Source organism: Bacillus sp. CPT56D-587-MTF (assembly GCF_058792335.1).
Map to the genome: position 1 here is coordinate 797624 of NZ_JBYTEF010000001.1, position 21443 is coordinate 819066.

A 21443-nucleotide genomic window follows, 5' to 3' on the forward strand; every position below is an offset into this window, starting at 1 on the left:
AATCTATATATAAAGGAATAAAGGTGAAAAAATGTATTTTTTACAAAATTTAAAAGTGAAATATAAATTATTAGCGCTTATTTCATTAGCAGTTTTAGGTATGGTAATTATAAGCAGTGTAGCAATTCATTCTATTAATAAGATTAAGCACGATACAGAGGTTGTAGTAGATGATTATCAATATTCTGCAATTTTATTAGAAGGAATGCTTCGCACACAAAATTCACTAGAATATAACTTATTAGAGTTAATTACGGCATCACAAAATGAAGTGGCAAATAAAGAGGGAATAATTGATAATATTGAAAAGGATCTTAAAAAATATGATTCTTTATTAAAAGAATATGATGATGGTTTTAATTTAAGTAAGCAAGAGGATGAACTGTTTCAGAAGATGAAGAAATCTTTGCCAAGTTATAAAGATACATATAAGAAATTATTTGAAAAGGCGAAGGCAACAAACGAGCCACAAATGGTAAATGAATTTCAGAAGGAATTAAAACCGAAGGGAATAGAGTTAGCTGGTTATGCAGTGGATCTAGAATCGTATGTTTCAAATTTAGCTGACCAAGTATTTAAAGATTCTCAAAAAATGATTGATCGTTCCGTTATTACCTTTATCATTCTTGTAGTAGTTACTACAATCGTTATATGTATAGTAAGTTATATTATTAGCAAGCTTATAGTTGCTCCTTTACAAACGGTTAGTCGTATGATGGAAAGAGCGAAAGAAGGAGATTTAACTGTACATGGTGATTATACTGCTAAGGATGAATTAGGTGTATTAGTAAGTAATTTTAATGAGATGATTGCAGGGCTAAGAACAAATATGCAAGAAGTAGAGAATAATATTCAGCTTCTATTCCAATATGCAGACGGAGTAGCATCTGCGTCAGAAGTATCTAGTAGTGCAGCCAAAAAAATCACTATGGATATTGAAGAAGTCGCAAATGGTGCAGAGAGTCAAATGCAAGCAATGGAACAAACTGCGGGTGCGATGGAAGAGTTGACACAAGGAATGCAGAGTATAGTCAATACATCATCCTCTGTAAATGAATTATCTGCTCAATCAGCATTAGATGCAGAGAGTGGTAACAAATTAATGAAACAAATGATTCAACAGATGGATACAATCCAAAATTCGGTACATAGCGGTGTGAAACAAGTAGAGACTATGAAAGAACAATCAGAAGAAATTGTTAAAATCATTGATGTTATGCAAGGTATTACCTCCCAGATTAACTTATTAGCATTAAACGCCGCAATTGAGGCTGCACGTGCTGGTGAAAGTGGTAGAGGATTTGCAATTGTGGCAGATGAAGTGCGGAAATTAGCAGAACAATCTAGTGATTCTGCAAAACAAATTGAGAATCTTATTACTCAAGTTATGGGAACAACGAACCATACAGTACATATGATGGGGAAAGTAGATAATGAGGTACAGGCAGGTACACAAGTAGTAATGCATACAGAAAAAGTATTTGGAACAATTACAGAAAAAGTACAACAAGTATCTGAGCAAATTCAAACGGTATCTATGTCTACAGATGAAATTGCAGCGAGTAGTGAGGAAATCTCGGCTTCTGCAGAAGACATGGCTCAAATTTCTCAAAGATCATCTGACCGAACTGATAGGGTAAAAGAGTCTATTCAACAGCAAGAAAAATCTGTTCAAGAGATTTCGATTTCAATTGAACATATGCATAACGCAGCAGGAAAACTAAAACAAATAGTTGCCCAATTTACTCTTCAAAAGTAGTAGCATATTTGAGTGTTAATAAAGATAAAAAATCATCCTCTTTTAAGAAAAAAGGATGATTTTTTTATCTCGTTATTTGCTGGGCAGTAAGACCCCCACCTCAAAATTCAGCGAAAAATGCTACCCCTGAAATATAAACCATGAATATAGTAGCCTCCACTAGGTATCTCCTTTAGGTGCCAATAAAGGGAAGTTATAAAGTGAAAAGGAGTTTATAAAGAGATTGTAGAATGTTTTAGTATATAACACCTTAGATGTGACAACTTCCTTTTTGAAAAAGAAAGAAGGGAGTATAAAGCAGAAAGGTAGTGGAAATATTTCTTCTAGAAGATTTACATTTTATCTTACATTCACCAAAAAATAATACTCCTGAAACAATGAAGTTCATTTTATTTGAATGAAATAGGGAGAGAGGACAATGAAGAAAAAAATATTGGGTGTAATGATGATTGCGACAATGGCAGGAGGTATATTTGCAGGGACGAATGTGACGCCTGTAAAAGCGGAAGAGTATCCACAAATGATTGTGTTTGAAGATGTTCCATACGGATTTTGGGCATATGATGCTATTATGGACTTAGCATATCATAAAATTATATTAGGGTATGGAAACGGGAAGTATGGTGTTGGCGATCTTATAACACGTGAACAAGTAGCTGGGACTATTTACAGAACACTTGAGATAAAAGAAGAAGGGCCAGTAGCGAATCCATATAAAGATGTTTCTGATAGTACAACAACTTTTAAAAAGGAAATTTTGGCGTTAACAAAACGTGGTGTTTTTTCAGGGGATGGCCAAGGGAATTTTAGGCCGAAAGCACCAATCTCTAGAGCGGAAATGGCTGTCATTTTAAAACGAGCATTTCATTTTGAAACGAAACAAAAACATACATTTAAAGATATTCCAAAAGGCCACTGGGCAGAAGATGCAATTAGTGCGTTACAATCTAATAATGTTGTGAGAGGAACTGGGAATGACATGTATGAATTAAATCGCCCTGTACCTAGAGAACAATATGCTCAGTTTATTAATAATGCGATTATTAATTATCATTTGAAAGAGGATTGGAAGTAGAGTGAAATATGAAAGCACAAATAGAAATATTTGTGCTTTTTTGTTTGTTTAAAAAAGAATTATTATTCGTATTTATGTATTTTTATGGTTATACACAAGCTTTATAATCAACCCGATGAAAAAGACATGATGTTTAATATGATTCACAAAACCGTCACGAAATGTGTCGAAAAATATATTGTCACTATACCATTTATTCTGTATATTTTTAAAAAAACATATACATATTGGGGAGATAATTTGATGAGCAAAAAATTATTAAAAACAGCTACAGCATTAACAATTATGGGTGGGGTGTTATTCTCAGCAGAGAGTAACAGTGTAAAAGCGGAAAGTGCACCGTTGCAAAAAACAAATACAATTGTATTTAAAGATGTACCACAAGGGCATTGGGCATATGAGGCAATTCATGAATTAGCGGAACAAGAAATTATTTTAGGATATGGCGATGGAATATTCGGTTTTGGGGATAATGTAACACGTGAGCAAGTTGCAGCTTTAATTTACCGTGTGTTTGATATGGAAGAACAAGATGAATATGAAAACCCATATGGAGATATTGATGAAAATTCAACAAGCTTTATCGAGGAGATATTGGCTTTAACGGAAATGGGAATTTTCCAGGGAGACGAGAATGGAAACTTTAGACCGAAGGCGACGTTAACGCGTGCGGAAATGGCACAAGTTCTTACGAATGCTTTTGACTTACAGGCAAAGGGATCTCATAACTTTAATGATGTTTCAACAAATTCATGGGCAACGAATGCAATTAGTGCAGTACAAACAAATGGTATTACAATGGGAATCGGAGAAGGTAAATTCGGTCCGTCTATGAAGGTAACGAGAGAACAATACGCACAGTTTTTACATAGAGCAATATTGCATGATATGGAACAAGGGCAGTAATAAAGTTTAACTAGTCAAAGTGAAATTTAAAAATAATACAAAAAGGTCGTTGTTGTATAACAGCGGCCTTTTTTGTATGAAATAAAGCGCGAAAGAATGGCGTTTTGAAAAAAAAATGAAATGAATTTTCAAAAAAAACTTCCTTTTCTGAAGATTTGTTATATAATATAAAACATGAAATCAAATCTGTTATAAAACAGTTTAAGAAGGGGATGCTAATATGTCGACGCAAACTTCACGGGTTACACTCGTTGGAGAAATGTTACCAGCGTACAACGAAATATTGACACCTGAGGTGCTTAGTTTTTTGAAGGAACTACATGAGAATTTTAATGAGCGCCGCATAGAACTTTTACAAAAACGTGTAGAAAAACAAAAGAGAATTGATGCAGGGGAGTTTCCGAAGTTTCTAGAAGAAACAAAACACATACGTGAAGCGGATTGGACAATTGCCAAGCTGCCAAAAGACTTAGAGGATCGCCGCGTAGAGATTACTGGACCGGTAGATAGAAAGATGGTCATTAACGCTTTAAATTCAGGAGCGCATCTTTTTATGGCGGATTTTGAAGATTCGAATGCACCAACTTGGGAAAACGCAGTTGAAGGGCAAATCAATTTACGAGATGCAGTAAAGGGAACGATTTCACATGAAAATGATAAAGGGAAAGAATATAGATTAAATGAGAAAACAGCTGTACTCATTGTACGTCCAAGAGGATGGCATTTAGAGGAAAAGCATATGCAAGTTGATGGGAAAAATATGTCGGGTAGTTTAGTAGATTTCGGCTTGTATTTTTTCCATAATGCGAAAGCTCTTTTAGCAAAAGGGAGCGGCCCATACTTTTACTTACCGAAAATGGAAAGTTATTTAGAAGCGAGATTATGGAATGATGTATTCGTATTTGCTCAAAAATATATCGGCATTCCAAACGGAACGATTAAAGCAACTGTGTTACTGGAAACGATTCACGCTTCGTTTGAAATGGATGAAATTTTATATGAGCTAAAAGATCATTCTGCTGGCTTAAATTGCGGAAGATGGGATTATATTTTTAGCTTTTTAAAGAGTTTCCGTAATCATAATAAATTCTTACTACCAGATAGAGCACAAGTCACGATGACAGCGCCATTTATGCGTTCGTATTCTTTGAAAGTAATTCAAACATGTCACCGCCGTAATGCACCAGCAATTGGAGGAATGGCGGCACAAATTCCGATTAAAAATAATCCAGAAGCAAATGAAGCAGCTTTTGAAAAAGTGCGTGCTGATAAGGAACGCGAAGCTTTAGACGGTCATGACGGGACTTGGGTTGCCCACCCTGGACTTGTACCGGTTGCAATGGAAGTGTTTAATCACATTATGAAAACACCAAATCAAATTTTTAGAAAACGTGAAGAAATATGTGTAACAGAAAACGATTTACTAGAGGTACCGGTAGGAACGATTACAGAAGAGGGCCTTCGCATGAATATTAGCGTAGGTATTCAATATATTGCATCTTGGTTAAGCGGACGGGGAGCAGCACCCATTTATAACTTAATGGAAGATGCGGCAACAGCTGAAATTTCAAGAGCACAAGTATGGCAATGGATTCGTCATGAAGGTGGAAAACTAAATGATGGTCGTAATATTACGCTTGAATTAATGGAAGAGCTAAAAGAAGAAGAATTAGCAAAAATAGAAAGAGAGATTGGTAAGGAAGCCTTTAAGAAAGGGAGATTCCAAGAGGCGACAACGTTGTTTACAGATCTCGTTCGAAATGATGAATTCGTACCATTTTTAACATTACCGGGTTATGAAATTTTATAAAAAATGAAAAGACCTGCGGTAGTATGTCAACTGAAAAATAATACCTTTTGAAGTTATCAAAGGACAAATTGCTTAAAAAAGACATCACGAAACTAGACCAGTAATTCATGTAAAATACTGGAATTACTTAAAAGGTAGCGATGACAAGTTTTATGTCACACGTTCACACACCTTTCAGGCGTAAAGAGTTGGTGATTACGTAGTAGCGCATCCACCAATCGCACAAATTTTCTTGCGGTTAGAACGAGTGCACGTTTGTGTTGATGTTTTGGTACTTCATTATACTTTTTTGCGTAATATTCTTGGTATTCCAATACATGCTTCCTTACAGAGTTGGCGGCTTCAACTAAGTAATACCGCAAGTAATGATTCCCATTACGAGATAATGAAGTGTTTTCAGCGGTGAACCGACCAGATTGATATGTACGCCAATATAACTCGGCATATTTGGCGATTTTGGTTTCATCGTCAAATCTTTCGATTTGGCCAATTTCAGCGATAATACCAGCGGCATATATAGGTCCAATTCCAGGAATGGATTCTAATGTTTGCGTTAATCCAGCCATGATCCGCTTAATAGATTTTTCTAGTTCTTTAATTTGTCTTTGATAGGTACGAATGATTTCAATTGACGTTCCTAAAAGAATATCGATTGAGTCTTCTACCACCTTATCTAAACGATACGATGTGCGAACAGCCTTTTGAATGGTTGATGCTACACATTTCGGGTCACCAAATCGGTTTTTACTCTTTTCCTGTAGGAACTCAGCGAGTTCCTCTAAAGGCATATCAGCTAGCTCTTCTAGACTGAATTTTTCAAGAAACAATTCCATCATGGCGTTACCAAATATAGAAGAATCGACTTCTTGTGAGAACGTATTACATTTATAACTTAGATGTTGTAGAAAATGTTGCTTCTCCTTTGTCAACATTCTAACGAGTTGATAACGAGATCTTGTTAATTGCTGTAATGCCACGTATTGACGCTCTTTCACGATGGACATTTGATTCCGTCCAAACCGTAGGTAATCAGCGATGACAAAGGCATCAATTTCGTCAGTCTTATTCATGTCTGAATAACTTTTCTTGAAGTTGGCGACTTGTTTTGGATTTAGAAGAAATACCTTTGTTCCAAATCTTTTTAAGTCTTCATCATGGTGGAGAAACATAGATGGATGAAAACTATAAACAGATGTAGATTCTAAGCCGATTTTTAAAGTTTCAACCTCTTGATTGATTGTACACTGTAATAATCGTTCTTTCAGAACCTGTGCACCTGGTAAGTCATTACTAACTGAAAAAGAATCTAATCTTTCTCCTTCACCATTTAAAAAACAAACTTTCATATCAAACGAACTTACATCTAGACCAACAAATAATCTCACGTAAGAGACCTCCTTTCGATTTAGAATCATTGCTTGGACGTCTCGAGATATCTCTAGTGTGTACGCCGACCAACAACCTCGTGTATAAGAGCTAGTCCTGAATCGAAAGCCGCCCTAGAGCTACTAACATCTAGGTTCGAGGGTCAGGCTGCTCAGCCTGCGAGTAGGGAGCCCCGCGCGTTCACTGAGAAACACTCTTTTCGTGTGGTAAATCCACAGGGGAATGCAGAATTGTCCCAAATGATCCTAAGACCATTATCTAGAAATATCTTGAGACGTCCAAGTATTTTCTTTATTACAGGACTCTTATTAGAGAGAAAAACTAAGCCTGAGATAGGGCTTAAATATTAATATACGAGGGGATGGAACAAATGAAAAACGAAAGAATCGAGAAGTTACAAGAAAGCTGGGAATTAGATGAGCGTTGGAAAGGGATCACACGTCCATATTCGGCAGAAGATGTAATTCGCCTGCGCGGGTCAATTGATATTGAACATACGTTAGCGCGTCGCGGTGCTGAGAAGCTTTGGACATCGCTTCATACAGAAGACTATATTAACGCACTTGGCGCATTAACAGGAAACCAAGCGATGCAACAAGTAAAAGCTGGGTTAAAAGCGATTTACTTAAGTGGTTGGCAAGTAGCAGCTGATGCAAACCTTTCTGGACATATGTATCCAGACCAAAGTTTATATCCAGCGAACAGCGTACCTGCTGTAGTAAAACGAATTAATCAAACGCTTCAACGTGCGGATCAAATTCAGCATATGGAAGGAAGCGATGATACAGACTATTTCGTACCGATTGTAGCAGATGCAGAAGCTGGATTTGGTGGTCAATTAAATGTATTCGAACTGATGAAAGGTATGATTGAAGCAGGTGCATCAGGTGTGCATTTTGAAGATCAATTATCTTCAGAGAAAAAATGTGGCCATTTAGGTGGAAAAGTACTACTACCAACGCAAACAGCAGTACGCAATTTAATTTCTGCACGCCTTGCAGCAGATGTAATGGGAGTGCCGACAATTATCGTTGCAAGAACAGATGCGGATGCAGCTGATTTAATTACGAGCGATATCGATCCTGTTGATAAAGCATTTATTACAGGAGAAAGAACACCAGAAGGGTTTTACCGTACGAATGCAGGTCTTGATCAAGCAATTGCGCGCGGTTTAGCGTATGCACCGTACGCAGACCTCGTTTGGTGTGAAACGTCAGAACCAAATTTAGAAGATGCAAAACGATTTGCGGACGCAATTCATAAGGAGCATCCAGGGAAGCTACTTGCATATAACTGCTCACCTTCATTCAACTGGAAACAAAAACTAGATGAAAAAACAATTGCAAGCTTCCAAAAGGAAATCGCATCTTACGGTTACAAGTTCCAATTCGTAACACTTGCTGGATTCCATTCATTAAATTACGGTATGTTTGAACTAGCACGTGGCTATAAAGAGCGCGGCATGGCAGCATACTCTGAACTACAACAAGCAGAATTCGCAGCTGAAAAACATGGCTACTCTGCAACACGTCATCAACGCGAAGTAGGAACAGGTTACTTTGATGAAGTAGCACAAGTGATTACAGGCGGAACTTCATCAACGACAGCGTTAAAAGGATCTACGGAAGAAGCACAGTTTACGAAATAAAAGGAAGGGCACCTTTTTGAAGGGTGCCCCTTGTTATTTTCTAAACGATTCGAAAAGAGAGATTGAGTTGTCGGCAAAAAACGATACTTCCTTTTCTTTATTACTAAATCAACTCCACTCAGCCCTATGATTACGAATAAACTTCATATCTTTCTCATAATGCTCTAGATGTCCTTCATCAATCATTCTTTGGAAATTCAAGTCGCCTTCTTGCGCTTTTCGTTTCATATATGTACATAATCCTTCTAATCGAAGCAACACCATTCCTAAGTAATCTTCATCCATATTTTTATCATAGGACTGAACGAACAAATTCATTCTCTCTTTAATGCGATCTGCATGTTGCGATGAGTCATAATGAACAGCTTCACCGGATTCTGTATAATACACTCTACTTAAAGGCACACAAGTATAAAGTGTATAAGCGATATCCCATAGTCTTGGACCAGGAGCAGCAACATCGAAATCAATAATCCCTACTGGCTTCTCATTATTAAAAATAATGTTATATATGGCAAAATCATTGTGACATAAAACCTCAATGTTATTTGGCGTGTGATCCATCGGTTTCCAATCATCTAATAACAGAAAATCACTTACAGCATCATGGTAAAGGCGGAGCATCTTTGCTATTTCTTTTAATACATTATTAGATCGCATATATTCTTTTAAAGGATAATTGCCAGCTTCTCCTTCAATAAAGGATAAAATCTCTCTATCCTTTTCATCTACACCTAAAAACTTTGGAGCATAATGAAATCCTTTGTTTTCTAAATGTTGCAATAACTTATGAATCTTTTCATTGCCTGGCTTTAACTCTCGCCGAACAGTATTTTCAGAACGATATACGCTTGAGACGTTTCCCCCTGTTAGCCTTTCTTCTTTAGCGTAGTTTGACATGTGAAAATTCCCCCTGTGATTAAAAAATCCAATTCCAAATAGTAAATAGACCAACAACGGCAGAAAAGAGAAGGGAAGCAAGCAATGCTAGACAGCAAAAAGGAACTAGCTTATCTTGCCATGTTTCTTTATACTCATAAATTAACTCCTCTGCTACTTTCTTCTGCACTGAAGATAAAGGTTGATCTTTATACAAACCTTTTATATGGTTAGAATCGCCTTTAAACTTTAAAGCACGTGCAATATGATGAGGACTATTTCCCATTGATTTTTCAAATAATAAACATGATTCATGCATAATGTCTGTTTTATCCCGCTATTTGTGGGCAGTAAGACCCCCACCTCAAAATTTAGCGAAAGCGAAGAAGTTAGGTGAGGGATCAACTGCCCGTAAAAGCCCGATTGGTTCAACTAATAATCAGTGGGGAATGAACAAAACCCCCACTGATTAAAGTTTCACTTTATGCTCCTCTAGATACCAGTAACGTCCAGCCATTTCTGGATATTGTAATGTATAATAAATATCTCCGAGTTGTTTTCGAAGATGTAATTCATTTGGGTATGTAAAGATGAGGCCATGCAATCTATCCCTTGCTTTTCCAAGATTATTATTTTCAATATCCTCTTCAATTCTTTTTAATGTTTTTCTAGGAATTTTATTGGTCATAAACTCCTCCTTATTTAGAATAGAGATAATTATATTTTATAAGAAATACTAAAAATTAGAAATTCTATTTTCGAAAAAGATTGTACATTTTATTTTAATGTGCTATGATGATGTCAGTTGAATAGTTAAATTAAGCAATCCATATGTTATCAAGTGCTGGAAACGAACGAGAAAAAGTATGTGAGAACTAGTTTATGTTTCGTATTTGATAATGTGTGGATTCTTTTTTTAGACAGGAAGACTAAAAAATTAAAAATTTGTATTTTCTTAGGAGGAAATAATCATGGCAGTAACAGGACAAGTAAAATGGTTTAACAACGAAAAAGGCTTCGGTTTCATCGAAGTTCCAGGCGAAAACGACGTATTCGTACACTTCTCTGCAATCGAAACTGAAGGTTTCAAATCTCTAGAAGAAGGCCAAAAAGTTAGCTTCGAAATCGAAGAAGGTAACCGTGGACCTCAAGCTAAAAACGTAATCAAACTATAATTTTATAGTTGATGATGGAAAAAAGGATGGCTAATGCCATCCTTTTTTTGTTGTGGGGAAAGTTTTTTCAGAGCCTGTTTTTATATCTAAATCTCTTTTTCTATGTTACAACGGGTGAAAAATTATCTGGAATGCGTATTAGTTTCTGTAGAAGAATTAGTTCAGCAAGAGTATTTGCTGCGTATGATAGTAAATAACTATAAATTTGTATTCTCTATTGAAATAGGGGAATCTTTTCCAGATAGACCTTGAGTAACATCTTTTTTGTTAGCATTGTTGTTGGAATTTTGTACGTTTTGAGATGATGTTTCTAACAGTTGTTCTTGTTCCTTACTAGGGGTATTCAGAGCATCTGAGGGGATGCTATTAACCTGCTGGCTTAATAGATTTTCTTTGTCCATAGTATACAGCTCCTTTTTGGAATTCGATAAAAAGCAATGTAATTATAAATAGCTACTTATATATATTGTGTTTTTGAATGACATTATATACAAAACTTATATTACAAAGTTAACTAATTAACGAATTGTTAGTGATGGATAAAGATGTACAAATTTGAAGTGTTTAATAAAAATTAAAAGCGGGTAACAAGTACCAATACTCTTTCTCATGTTTTATATAAGGACCATATTACAAATCAAAAAAGATGTAGAGAACCTTGGGAGAAAATATAGTTGTTTTTTAGGGAGAAGAATAAATAAAATGATACTACAAATGTAAAAAGGCATTCCATAAAGGAAGGCCTTTTATTGTTCTTGTCCTGATTTTTTCTTCTCACGTTTTTTACATTCTGGACATTTTGATTTACGAAACGGTTTAGCAAAGAATAGCAGAATGAAAAATAAACCGAATATAATACTAGCTGAGTTTTTCACGATAATGACGCTACTATTTTTCATTTGAATCGATGGTTGGATCTCTTTTTCCTCCATAGTGGCCCTCCATATATTGGATTTACATTTTAATTATAGCAAAGTTAATTGTTTTCATGATGTGAAAATAGGAAGGGATAATAAATATTTATAGGTAGTATAAATGCTGTTTTTATAACTTTAAAATTAAATCATTACTATATCGTGATTTTTTTATTTAACAAATGTTTGATAAATGATAAAAAATTGTAAAAAAGCGGAACTTGTAAGCTATTTCCTTTTCATAGATGCTAAAATTATATATGCAGCTGCTAATATAAATGGAAAAAAGGAGATAATGGAGTATGGAAAGTAAAGTGGAACGCTATGTCGAAAATTATGTTGTAACGAAAAATACGATGGCCTTACTTCCTGTCGTTCTAAGTGAAAAGAAAATTGTTACGCGAGTCGTTGAAATGAATGATTCTTTTTTCGTATTTCAAAAACCTCTAGATATTATAGAAAGAAGTTGCCGCAAGCATGGCTCTAGTTTCTTAGGCAGAAAAGAAGGAACGAAAGAGTTAACTCATATTACACATAAAGCACCGATTGCGATTAGTCCAGCAGATCAACTTTATTTTTTCCCTACCTATTCTTACTCTAGAAAAGAGTGCGCTTGGTTGTCTCATTTTTATATTGAAAGTAATAAAGAATTAAAAGATGGAAATCTTATTATTAGATTTATAAATGGCTTTGCTGTGAAATTAGAAATATCAAAAACTAGTTTTGAAAATCAACAAAATCGTACAGCAAAATTACGTACTGAATATGAAGATCGTAGGAAAAAACAAGGGAGTCCTTGTTTTAAAGAGGTTGATAAAAAAGAGGAATCAACATTAAGACCCGCTTATGAGAGTGTGTATTTTGTGAAGGAAGGCGAAGTGTGAAAGGATGGGGGAATCCCCATTCTTTTTTGTTTATCCTGTTATTTGTGGGTAGTAAGACCCCCGCCTCAAAATTCAGCGAAAGCAAAGAAGTTAAGCGGGGGATCAACAAAATCCCCACTGATTAAAGTTTCACTTTATCAGTCTTTGTAGGTAAGGCGATATATTAGAAAAACCGAGTTGTAATTGTTATATTTAGAAAATCACCATTGTAATTTCATTTACTGAAAAAATCAAAAAAACAATCTAAATAACAAAACGAATGACACGTCCTGTCGAATATTGATAGATTATCATAGCTAAATAATGAAGGAATTCTTATGAAAGATATGGAAACTTTAATAAATACATCTCCATATGTCGTATCTACCATTTCCTCTTTCATATAAGCAATGATACAGTAGGGATAGTATTTAGAGTAAAGGGGTAAAGTGTAGAATGGATTTTCAGACAATCAAAGAGTATTTTTCACCAGAAAATATGGATCATATTGTTGAGAGTTATAAAGCGTTCGGACCACTTCTTGGTATTGGTTTACCGATGATAGAGGCGTTGATTCCAGCATTACCGCTTATCGTATTTGTACTGGCGAATGCTGTTGCATTTGGCTTTTGGCTCGGTTTTCTTTATTCATGGCTTGGATCAGTAATGGGTGCATTACTTGTCTTTTTCATCATCCGCCATTTTGGTCGCAGTCGTTTCTTTTCGTTTGTAAATAAGCATGAGAGAGTACGAAAAGCAATGGGGTGGATTGAAAGGAAAGGATTCGCACCGATTTTTGTTATATTTTGTTTTCCGTTTACACCGTCAGCGCTCATAAATGTTGTCGCTGGTTTATCCCGAATTAGTGTAAAACAGTTTGGTCTAGCGTTAGCATTCGGAAAACTTGTGATGATTTTTATTTTAACGTATATCGGTCATGATTTAATGTCATTTATTCATAATCCGGTGAAATCAGTTATTGTAGCGATTGGTATTTTTATTTTATGGTATGTCGGTAAGAAAATCGAAGTAAAGTTAGAACTACATTAAGAATAGTCTTCTTTGTAAAGGAAAGCTTCAGTATTAAAGGATAAGGGGAGAAGCAGATGAAGAAAACTTTGAAAAAAGAAGGCATGGAGTGGATACGAACAATTTTAATTGGTGTATTATTAGCTGTATTTTTTCGAACGTTTTTCTTTTCAACGTATGTTGTAGAGGGGAAGTCAATGATGCCGACATTGCAAGATGGCAATATGCTAGTTGTAAATAAGGTGAGTTATCAAGTTGGGGACTTGAACAGATTTGACGTTGTGGTATTTCATGCGAATAAAAAAGAGGACTATGTAAAGCGGATTATCGGTTTACCTGGAGATCATATTGAATATAAGCAGGATAAGTTATATATAAACGGTCAATTTATTGATGAGCCGTATTTAGAGAAGTATAAGAAAGAGATAAACGGAAGGCAACTAACAGGCGACTTTACATTAGAAGAGTTAACGAAAGAAAAACTGGTGCCACCTGGGTTTATTTTTGTAGTAGGTGATAACCGGCTCGGGAGCTGGGATAGTAGACACTTTGGCTTTGTAAAAGCTGATACAGTCGTCGGTAAAGTTGATTTGCGATATTGGCCAATTCAAGAGGTGCAAACGAATTTTTCAAAAGGTTGATATAATAGATAGAAGTATAGAAAAAGGCAAACAACTCAGTTTGTCTTTTTTCGTGTCCTATAATACAATTATAGTAGCAAACTAACGTTCGTTATGTAAGTGAAAGGTGGGGTTACATGTCACTTCGATTTGTGATTGGTAGAGCGGGAAGTGGAAAAAGTACACTTTGTTTACGCGAAGTGCAAGAAGAGTTAAAACAACGCCCGAGAGGGAAAACAATATTATATCTTGTGCCAGAACAGATGACATTCCAGACGCAGCAGGCGTTAATTGGAAGTGAGGATGTAAGAGGTTCTATTCGGGCACAAGTTTTTAGTTTTTCACGATTAGCGTGGAAGGTACTGCAAGAAGTTGGCGGAGCGAGTCGTCTTCATATTGATGAAGCTGGTGTACATATGTTACTCCGTAAAATTGTAGAGTCTCGTAAAGATGGATTATCGGTGTTCCAAAAAGCAGCGGAGCAAAACGGTTTCTTTGAACATCTTGGTAGTATGATTGCAGAGTTTAAACGTTACAATGTAACGCCATCTAACGTATATGAAATGTGGCAACAATTAGATGCGCATAGTAGCAGTGCCGAACAAAAGTTACTAGCGAATAAAGTGTATGATTTACAGCTGTTATACGATGATTTTGAACGTGCTTTAATTGGAAAATATTTAGATTCAGAAGACTACCTGCAATTGCTAGTGGAAAAGCTTCCGCAGTCTGAATATGTAAATGGTGCGGAAATTTATATAGACGGATTTCATTCATTCTCCCCGCAAGAGTTAGAGATTGTAAGACAGCTTATGATTTGCGGAGCGAGAGTTACGATCACGTTAACGATAGATGAAAAAACGTTAGCGCAGCCAGTAAATGAACTCGATTTATTTTATGAAACGACGTTAACGTATGAAAAAATAAAACAAGTAGCGCGTGAAGAGAAAATAGAAATTGAAAAAACAATTCCACTTATGGAACAGCCGCGTTTTCATTCTCCGGCATTAGCGCATTTAGAAGCTCATTATGAAGCGCGTCCGAATGAAAAATTTAACGGTGAAGCGAGTGTAACGATTAGTACAGCTGCGAATTTACGAGCGGAGGTAGAAGGTGTTGCTCGTGAAATTCGTAAACTTGTTGCCGACGAAAAATATCGTTACCGGGATATTGCAGTGCTTCTTCGTAATGGGGAAAGTTATTACGATGTGATGCGAACGTTATTTACAGATTATAATATCCCGCACTTCATCGATGAAAAGCGCCCGATGTCACATCACCCATTAGTAGAATGTATTCGTTCTGCACTCGAGATTATTAGTGGGAATTGGCGTTATGATGCGGTGTTCCGCTGCGTGAAAACAGAGCTGTTATATCCATTAGACGTAAGAAAAGAAGCGATGCGTGAAGAAATGGATGAATTTGAAAATTACTGTTTAGCGTACGGTATACAAGGAAAGAGATGGACTGCTGAAGATCCATGGATGTATCGCCGTTATCGTTCTCTTGATGATACGAACGGGATGATTACAGACAGTGAACGTGAAATGGAAGAGAAAATAAATAGGCTACGTGACGTTGTAAGAACACCTGTTATTCGCATGCAAAAAAGGTTAAAGCGTGCAGGAACAGTTATGCAAATGTGTGAAGCAGTTTACTTGTTTTTAGAAGAACTGGATGTTCCGAAAAAACTAGAAGAATTACGTATACGTGCAGAAGAAAGTGGAGATTTCTTATTTGCGACAGATCATGAACAAGTATGGGAAGAAGTAATGAGCCTTCTTGATACATTTGTAGAGATGCTTGGGGAAGAGAAAATGTCTCTTTCTATGTTTACTGACGTTATGTCGACTGGTCTTGAGGCACTTCAATTTGCTAACATTCCGCCGTCATTAGACCAAGTGTTAATTGCTAATATTGATCACTCCAGATTATCTGATGTGAGAGCAACGTTTATTATAGGTGTAAATGAGGGTGTCATTCCAGCAGCACCTATGGATGAAGGTATGCTTTCTGATGAGGAAAGAGAAGTTCTTGGTGCGGCAGGGATTGAATTAGCGCCAACGACGAGACAAACTTTGTTAGAAGAACAGTTCGTTATGTATCAAATGGTAACAAGAGCATCTGAGAAGTTATACATTTCATGCCCGCTTGCAGATGAAGAAGGAAAGACGTTACTTGCGTCTAGCTTTATTAAGAAAATAAAAAGAATGTTCCCTAATGTGAAAGATTCATTTATTACGAATGACGTAAATGATTTATCACGTTCAGAACAAATTTCATATGTAGCAACGCCAGAAGTAACGTTATCTTACGTTATGCAGCAACTACAAACGTGGAAGCGATACGGATTTGAAGGGAATTTAGACTTTTGGTGGGACGTATATAATTTCTACGTAACTTCAGATGAATGGAAACAAAAAAGTAGCCGCGTCTTATCAAGTTTATTCTATCGAAATCGTGCGAAGAAACTAAGTACAGCAGTAAGTAGAGATTTATACGGAGATATAATTAAAGGAAGCGTCTCTCGTATGGAACTATTTAATCGTTGTGCATACGCTCATTTTGCGCAGCACGGTTTATCGCTTAGAGAGCGTGATATTTTCAAGCTTGATGCGCCAGACATCGGCGAATTATTCCATGCGGCATTAAAGAAAATTGCGGACAAGTTATTGCGTGAAAACCGCACTTGGGCGGATTTATCCATAAAAGAGTGTGAGCATCTTTCTGTTTTAGTAATAGAAGAAATTGCGCCGTTATTACAACGACAAATTTTATTAAGTTCAAACCGTCATTTCTATTTAAAACAAAAACTACAACAAATCATTTTCCGTACGTCAATCATTCTTCGTGAACATGCGAAGTCAAGCGGATTCGTACCAGTTGATTTAGAGGTGCCGTTCGGTATGGGAGGTACAGGGTCACTTCCGCCGATGGAATTCTCATTACCAAATGGTGTAAAGATGGAAGTAGTCGGCCGTATTGACCGTGTTGATAAGGCAGAAGATGAAAACGGGACGTTCTTACGTATTATTGATTATAAATCAAGTTCAAAAGCGTTAGATTTAACGGAAGTGTATTACGGATTAGCACTTCAAATGTTAACGTATTTAGATGTTGTTACTTCGAATGCACAGACGTGGATGAAAAAAGGCCAAGCAGCATCACCAGCTGGTGTATTGTATTTCCATATTCATAACCCAATCGTTGAGATGAAAGGTGACGCAACGGAAGCTGAAATTGAAAAAGAAATTTTAAAGAAATTTAAAATGAAAGGACTCGTATTAGGAGATGCTGACGTTGTTCGTTTAATGGATAACAAACTTTCAACAGGAAGCTCAGATATTATTTCTGCTGGCCTGAAAAAAGACGGTAGCTTTAGTGCGCGTTCAAGTATTGCAAGTGAGCAAGAGTTTAACGTACTGCAAAAATATGTACACCATACGTTTGAAAATATCGGAAAAGATATTACAGAAGGTGTTATCGATATTGCTCCTTATAAAATGGGGAATAAAGCAGCATGTACGTTCTGTAACTTCAAATCTGTTTGTCAATTTGATGAGTCACTGGAAGATAATCAGTTCCGATCGTTAAAAGATATGAAAGATAGCGAAGCGATGGAGAAAATAAGAGAGGAGGTTGGCGGAGAATGATAGAAAATTGGCCTAAAAAACCAGAAGGTAGTCAATGGACAGATGACCAGTGGAAAGCTGTTGTAGCTAACGGACGTGATATTTTAGTTGCGGCTGCAGCTGGATCAGGTAAAACAGCAGTATTAGTTGAACGTATTATTAAAAAGATTATTAATGAAGAGAACCCAGTCGATGTCGACCGCCTGCTCGTTGTAACATTTACGAATGCAGCAGCACAAGAGATGAAAAACCGAATCGGAGAAGCGTTAGAAAAGGTATTAATTGATGAACCAGGCTCTCAACACGTAAGAAAGCAGCTGAGCCTATTAAATAAAGCTTCCATTTCAACAATTCACTCATTCTGTTTACAAGTAATTAGAGGATATTACTACATGCTTGATGTTGATCCTCGTTTCCGTATTGCGAATCAAACAGAAAATGAATTGTTAAAAGAAGAAGTGCTAGATGACATATTAGAAGAAGAGTATGGCATCGAAGATAATACGATATTCTTTGAACTCGTTGATCGTTATACGAGTGACCGTAGTGATGATGACTTACAACGTATGATTTTAGCGCTTCATACAGAATCAAGAGCGCATCCAAATCCGGAAAAATGGCTTGATAAATTAGTAGAAGCATATGACGTAGAAGGAAAGACAATTGAGGATTTAGTATATGCTTCTTATTTATTAGAAGATGTGAAATTCCAGCTTGAAACAGCGGAACAGCATATTCGTAAGGCAACTGAACTCGCAATGCTTCCTGACGGTCCAGCGCCTCGCATTGAAACCCTGCAAGCAGATGTAGCTTTACTTGGAACGCTATCATCAGCTGCTCGTGAGTCGTGGACAAGTTTGTATGAAGCGATGCAAAACGTATCGTGGCAAACGTTAAAGCGTATTAAGAAAAGTGATTACAATGAAGATGTTGTAAAACAAGTAGACTCTCTTCGTAATAAAGCGAAAGATGAAGTGAAGAAATTACAAGAAGAGTTATTTAGCCGCAAACCTGAAAGTTTCTTACGAGATTTTCAAGATATGCACCCAGTATTAGAAAAGCTTGTTCAACTTGTAAAAGTATTTACAGAGCGTTTCCAAGCGATGAAGCGAGATAAAGGAATGGTCGATTTCACAGATTTAGAGCATTTCTGTTTACAAATTTTAAGTGAACAAAGTGAAAATGGTGAAATGAATCCGTCAGCAGTGGCGCTCCAATATCGTAATAAATTTGCTGAAGTATTAGTCGATGAATATCAAGACACGAACTTTGTACAGGAATCCATTATTAAATTCGTAACGAAAGATTCTGAGAGTGAAGGAAACTTGTTCATGGTTGGTGACGTAAAGCAGTCGATTTATCGTTTCCGACTAGCCGAGCCAGGCTTATTCCTAGGAAAGTATAAACGTTTCACACAAGAAGGATTGGGCGGCGGAATGAAGATTGACTTAGCGAAAAACTTCCGTAGTCGTCATGAAGTACTAGCAGGTACGAACTTTATTTTTAAACAAATTATGGGCGAAGAAGTTGGGGAAATTGACTACGATGCTGACGCTGAACTAAAGCTAGGTGCTACCTATCCAGAAGGTGAAGATGTAGCAGCAGAATTATTATGTATTCAGCAAACGGAAGAAGTAATAGACGGTGAAGAAGGTGCAGAAGTCGAAAAAGCACAGCTTGAAGCTCGCCTTATGGCGCAGCGCATTAAAGCGATGGTTGATTCCGGTTATGAAGTGTATGACCGTAAAAATGATAGTATGCGTCCGGTGCAATATCGCGATTTCGTTATTTTACTTCGCTCCATGCCGTGGGCCCCGCAAATTATGGAAGAGTTAAAATTACAAGGAATTCCAGTATACGCTGACCTCGCGACTGGTTATTTTGAAGCGACGGAAGTAAATATTATGATGAACGTATTCCGCGTTATTGATAATCCGATGCAAGATATTCCGCTTGCCGCTGTACTTCGTTCCCCAATCGTTGGATTGAGCGATGAAGAACTTGCAACGCTTCGTGCTCATGGAAAGAAAGGCTCGTTTTATGAAGTAATGAGCTCATTCTTAAAAGGGGCACCGCTTGAAGAGGAGCAAGAACTTCATGATAAATTAGAGTGGTTTTATAACTTACTGCAAGGATGGCGTGAATTTGCCCGTCAACAATCCCTTTCTGATTTAATTTGGAAAGTGTACGGTGAGACAGGTTATTACGACTTCGTTGGCGGTTTACCAGCAGGAAAGCAAAGACAAGCAAACTTACGCGTACTATATGACCGTGCAAGACAATATGAAGCAACATCATTTAGAGGGTTATTCCGCTTCTTACGTTTTATTGAACGTATTTTAGAACGCGGTGATGATATGGGTACGGCGAGAGCCCTAGGTGAACAAGAAGACGTTGTTCGCATTATGACGATTCATAAAAGTAAAGGGCTAGAGTTCCCGGTCGTATTTGTAGCTGGACTCGGTCGTCGTTTTAATACACAAGACTTAATGAAACGTTTCTTATTGCATAAAGATTTCGGTTTCGGTTCGCAATTTATCGATCCGCGTAAACGAATTAAATATACAACATTATCACAGCTTGCGATTAAGCGTAAAATGAAAATGGAATTAATTGCGGAAGAAATGCGCGTACTATACGTAGCATTGACGCGTGCGAAAGAGAAGTTAATTTTAATCGGAACAGTTAAGGATGCAAATAAGGAAATGGAAAAATGGCTTGATGTGAGGGAACATAGTGAATGGTTATTACCAGATCACATACGTGCCGGAGCGTCTTGTTATTTAGACTGGATTGCACCTTCATTATATAGACACCGTGATAGTGAAATGCTTCTTGAATTAGGACAAGGAAGTATTCCAGATGAAATTTACGGATATGACACTAGCTGGAAAGTAGAAGTTGTGGACGGTAACACACTACTTGCACCAGAGCCAGTTCAAGAAGAGAAACAAGAATTGTTAGAAGCACTTCGTGAGAAAAAGGCTGTTCCCCTGCAAAGTGAACGGAAAGAAGAAGTGTACGACAGATTAATGTGGAAGTACGGATATGAGGATGCGACATCTCATCGTGCGAAGCAATCTGTTACAGAAATAAAGAGAAATTATCAATCTGAAGAAGGTAGCGATAACGCCTTTATTAAAAAACTACGTGCACCAATTAAAACACGCCCGCGCTTTATGGAGAAAAAAGGGTTAACGTACGCAGAGCGCGGAACAGCAGTCCATGCCGTTATGCAGCATGTTGATTTGAAGAAGCCGATTACGGTTGAAGTTCTTCAAGAGCAAATTGCTGGAATGGTAAATAAGGAATTATTAACATTCGAGCAGGCGGAAGAAATAGCGATTGAAAAAGTAATTTCATTCTTTGACAGTGACTTAGGTAAAAGGGTATTAGCGGCGAAAAGTGTTGAGCGTGAAGTACCATTTACGATGATGCTTGCAGCAGAAGAAGCATATCAAGATTGGCAAGGGAAGAGTGAAGAAACGATTCTTGTCCAAGGGGTTATCGACTGCATGATTGAAGAGGAAGATGGCATTACGTTAATCGACTTTAAAACAGATACGATTGAAGGGAAATTCCCAGGCGGATTCGAACAAGCGAAACCAATTTTAGAAGATCGATATAAAGTGCAGCTTTCGTTATATGCAAAAGCACTGGAGAAAAGCTTACAACATCCTGTAAAAGAGAAATGTTTATACTTCTTTGATGGGAATCACGTTGTAAATATTGAAGAATAGAGGGGCT

Annotated in this window: 15 protein-coding genes and 3 pseudogenes; 12 read left to right on the forward strand and 6 right to left on the reverse strand. The window is 36.9% G+C overall.

The window, feature by feature from the left end; all coding sequences use genetic code 11:
• Window positions 1-31 precede the first annotated feature (31 nt).
• The 5 genes and pseudogenes from AC3WVZ_RS04195 to aceB form a co-directional block, all read left to right on the forward strand.
• Window positions 32-811 (forward strand): annotated as a pseudogene (locus AC3WVZ_RS04195) (MCP four helix bundle domain-containing protein); the annotation flags it as partial.
• A 156-nt stretch (window positions 812-967) separates the two neighbouring features.
• Window positions 968-1759 (forward strand): methyl-accepting chemotaxis protein, encoded by a 792-nt coding sequence (locus AC3WVZ_RS04200; protein ID WP_407543961.1) that lies wholly within the window; start codon window positions 968-970, stop codon window positions 1757-1759.
• Window positions 1760-2177: 418 nt separating this feature from the next.
• Complete coding sequence (locus AC3WVZ_RS04205; protein WP_000727102.1) at window positions 2178-2834, forward strand: S-layer homology domain-containing protein; 657 nt, start codon at window positions 2178-2180, stop codon at window positions 2832-2834.
• A 138-nt stretch (window positions 2835-2972) separates the two neighbouring features.
• The gene (locus tag AC3WVZ_RS04210; protein ID WP_127063856.1) at window positions 2973-3740 is read left to right on the forward strand and encodes an S-layer homology domain-containing protein; all 768 of its coding nucleotides are present in this window, start codon (window positions 2973-2975) and stop codon (window positions 3738-3740) included.
• Window positions 3741-3960: 220 nt separating this feature from the next.
• Window positions 3961-5550, forward strand: a complete 1590-nt coding sequence (gene aceB / locus AC3WVZ_RS04215) for a malate synthase A (protein WP_000107336.1) — start codon at window positions 3961-3963, stop codon at window positions 5548-5550.
• Between the two features lie 155 nt (window positions 5551-5705).
• Here the strand turns inward: aceB and AC3WVZ_RS04220 are convergent, their stop codons facing one another.
• Complete coding sequence (locus AC3WVZ_RS04220) at window positions 5706-6935, reverse strand: IS110 family RNA-guided transposase (protein ID WP_233936067.1); 1230 nt, start codon at window positions 6933-6935, stop codon at window positions 5706-5708.
• 371 nt (window positions 6936-7306) lie between these two features.
• Here AC3WVZ_RS04220 and aceA point away from each other — a divergent pair, with 371 nt between their 5' ends.
• A complete protein-coding gene (aceA, locus tag AC3WVZ_RS04225; RefSeq protein ID WP_000787346.1) occupies window positions 7307-8584 on the forward strand; it encodes an isocitrate lyase in 1278 nt (425 codons plus the stop codon).
• 108 nt (window positions 8585-8692) lie between these two features.
• On the opposite strand, the gene AC3WVZ_RS04230 is transcribed toward aceA, so the two are convergent.
• From AC3WVZ_RS04230 to AC3WVZ_RS04240, 3 genes and pseudogenes are all read right to left on the reverse strand, one after another.
• Window positions 8693-9484: a phosphotransferase gene (locus AC3WVZ_RS04230; RefSeq protein WP_000073790.1), complete on the reverse strand. Its 792-nt coding sequence runs from the start codon at window positions 9482-9484 to the stop codon at window positions 8693-8695.
• Between the two features lie 19 nt (window positions 9485-9503).
• Window positions 9504-9788 (reverse strand): annotated as a pseudogene (locus AC3WVZ_RS04235) (DUF6584 family protein); the annotation flags it as partial.
• A 153-nt stretch (window positions 9789-9941) separates the two neighbouring features.
• A pseudogene (locus tag AC3WVZ_RS04240) lies at window positions 9942-10151 on the reverse strand (DUF6584 family protein); the annotation flags it as partial.
• Between the two features lie 283 nt (window positions 10152-10434).
• Between AC3WVZ_RS04240 and cspA the strand changes: the two are divergent.
• Complete coding sequence (gene cspA, locus AC3WVZ_RS04245) at window positions 10435-10638, forward strand: RNA chaperone/antiterminator CspA (protein ID WP_000301522.1); 204 nt, start codon at window positions 10435-10437, stop codon at window positions 10636-10638.
• A gap of 197 nt (window positions 10639-10835) precedes the next feature.
• On the opposite strand, the gene AC3WVZ_RS04250 is transcribed toward cspA, so the two are convergent.
• Both AC3WVZ_RS04250 and AC3WVZ_RS04255 read right to left on the reverse strand, forming a co-directional pair.
• The gene (locus AC3WVZ_RS04250; RefSeq protein WP_000356912.1) at window positions 10836-11039 is read right to left on the reverse strand and encodes a hypothetical protein; all 204 of its coding nucleotides are present in this window, start codon (window positions 11037-11039) and stop codon (window positions 10836-10838) included.
• 345 nt (window positions 11040-11384) lie between these two features.
• Complete coding sequence (locus tag AC3WVZ_RS04255; protein WP_000391373.1) at window positions 11385-11570, reverse strand: hypothetical protein; 186 nt, start codon at window positions 11568-11570, stop codon at window positions 11385-11387.
• 284 nt (window positions 11571-11854) lie between these two features.
• Here AC3WVZ_RS04255 and AC3WVZ_RS04260 point away from each other — a divergent pair, with 284 nt between their 5' ends.
• The 5 genes from AC3WVZ_RS04260 to addA all read left to right on the forward strand — a co-directional run bounded on the left by AC3WVZ_RS04260 (window position 11855) and on the right by addA (window position 21436).
• Complete coding sequence (locus tag AC3WVZ_RS04260) at window positions 11855-12436, forward strand: competence protein ComK (protein ID WP_065381911.1); 582 nt, start codon at window positions 11855-11857, stop codon at window positions 12434-12436.
• Between the two features lie 435 nt (window positions 12437-12871).
• A complete protein-coding gene (locus AC3WVZ_RS04265; RefSeq protein WP_000347517.1) occupies window positions 12872-13465 on the forward strand; it encodes a TVP38/TMEM64 family protein in 594 nt (197 codons plus the stop codon).
• Window positions 13466-13521: 56 nt separating this feature from the next.
• Entirely contained in the window at window positions 13522-14085 is a 564-nt protein-coding gene (gene lepB, locus AC3WVZ_RS04270) for a signal peptidase I (protein WP_000751919.1), read from the forward strand.
• A gap of 116 nt (window positions 14086-14201) precedes the next feature.
• Complete coding sequence (gene addB, locus AC3WVZ_RS04275; RefSeq protein ID WP_065381910.1) at window positions 14202-17717, forward strand: helicase-exonuclease AddAB subunit AddB; 3516 nt, start codon at window positions 14202-14204, stop codon at window positions 17715-17717.
• Window positions 17714-21436, forward strand: coding sequence for a helicase-exonuclease AddAB subunit AddA (gene addA / locus AC3WVZ_RS04280; RefSeq protein ID WP_233936069.1), 3723 nt, complete (start codon window positions 17714-17716; stop codon window positions 21434-21436). The genes addB and addA overlap by 4 nt, the downstream gene beginning before the upstream one ends.
• The last annotated feature ends 7 nt before the right edge of the window (window positions 21437-21443 follow it).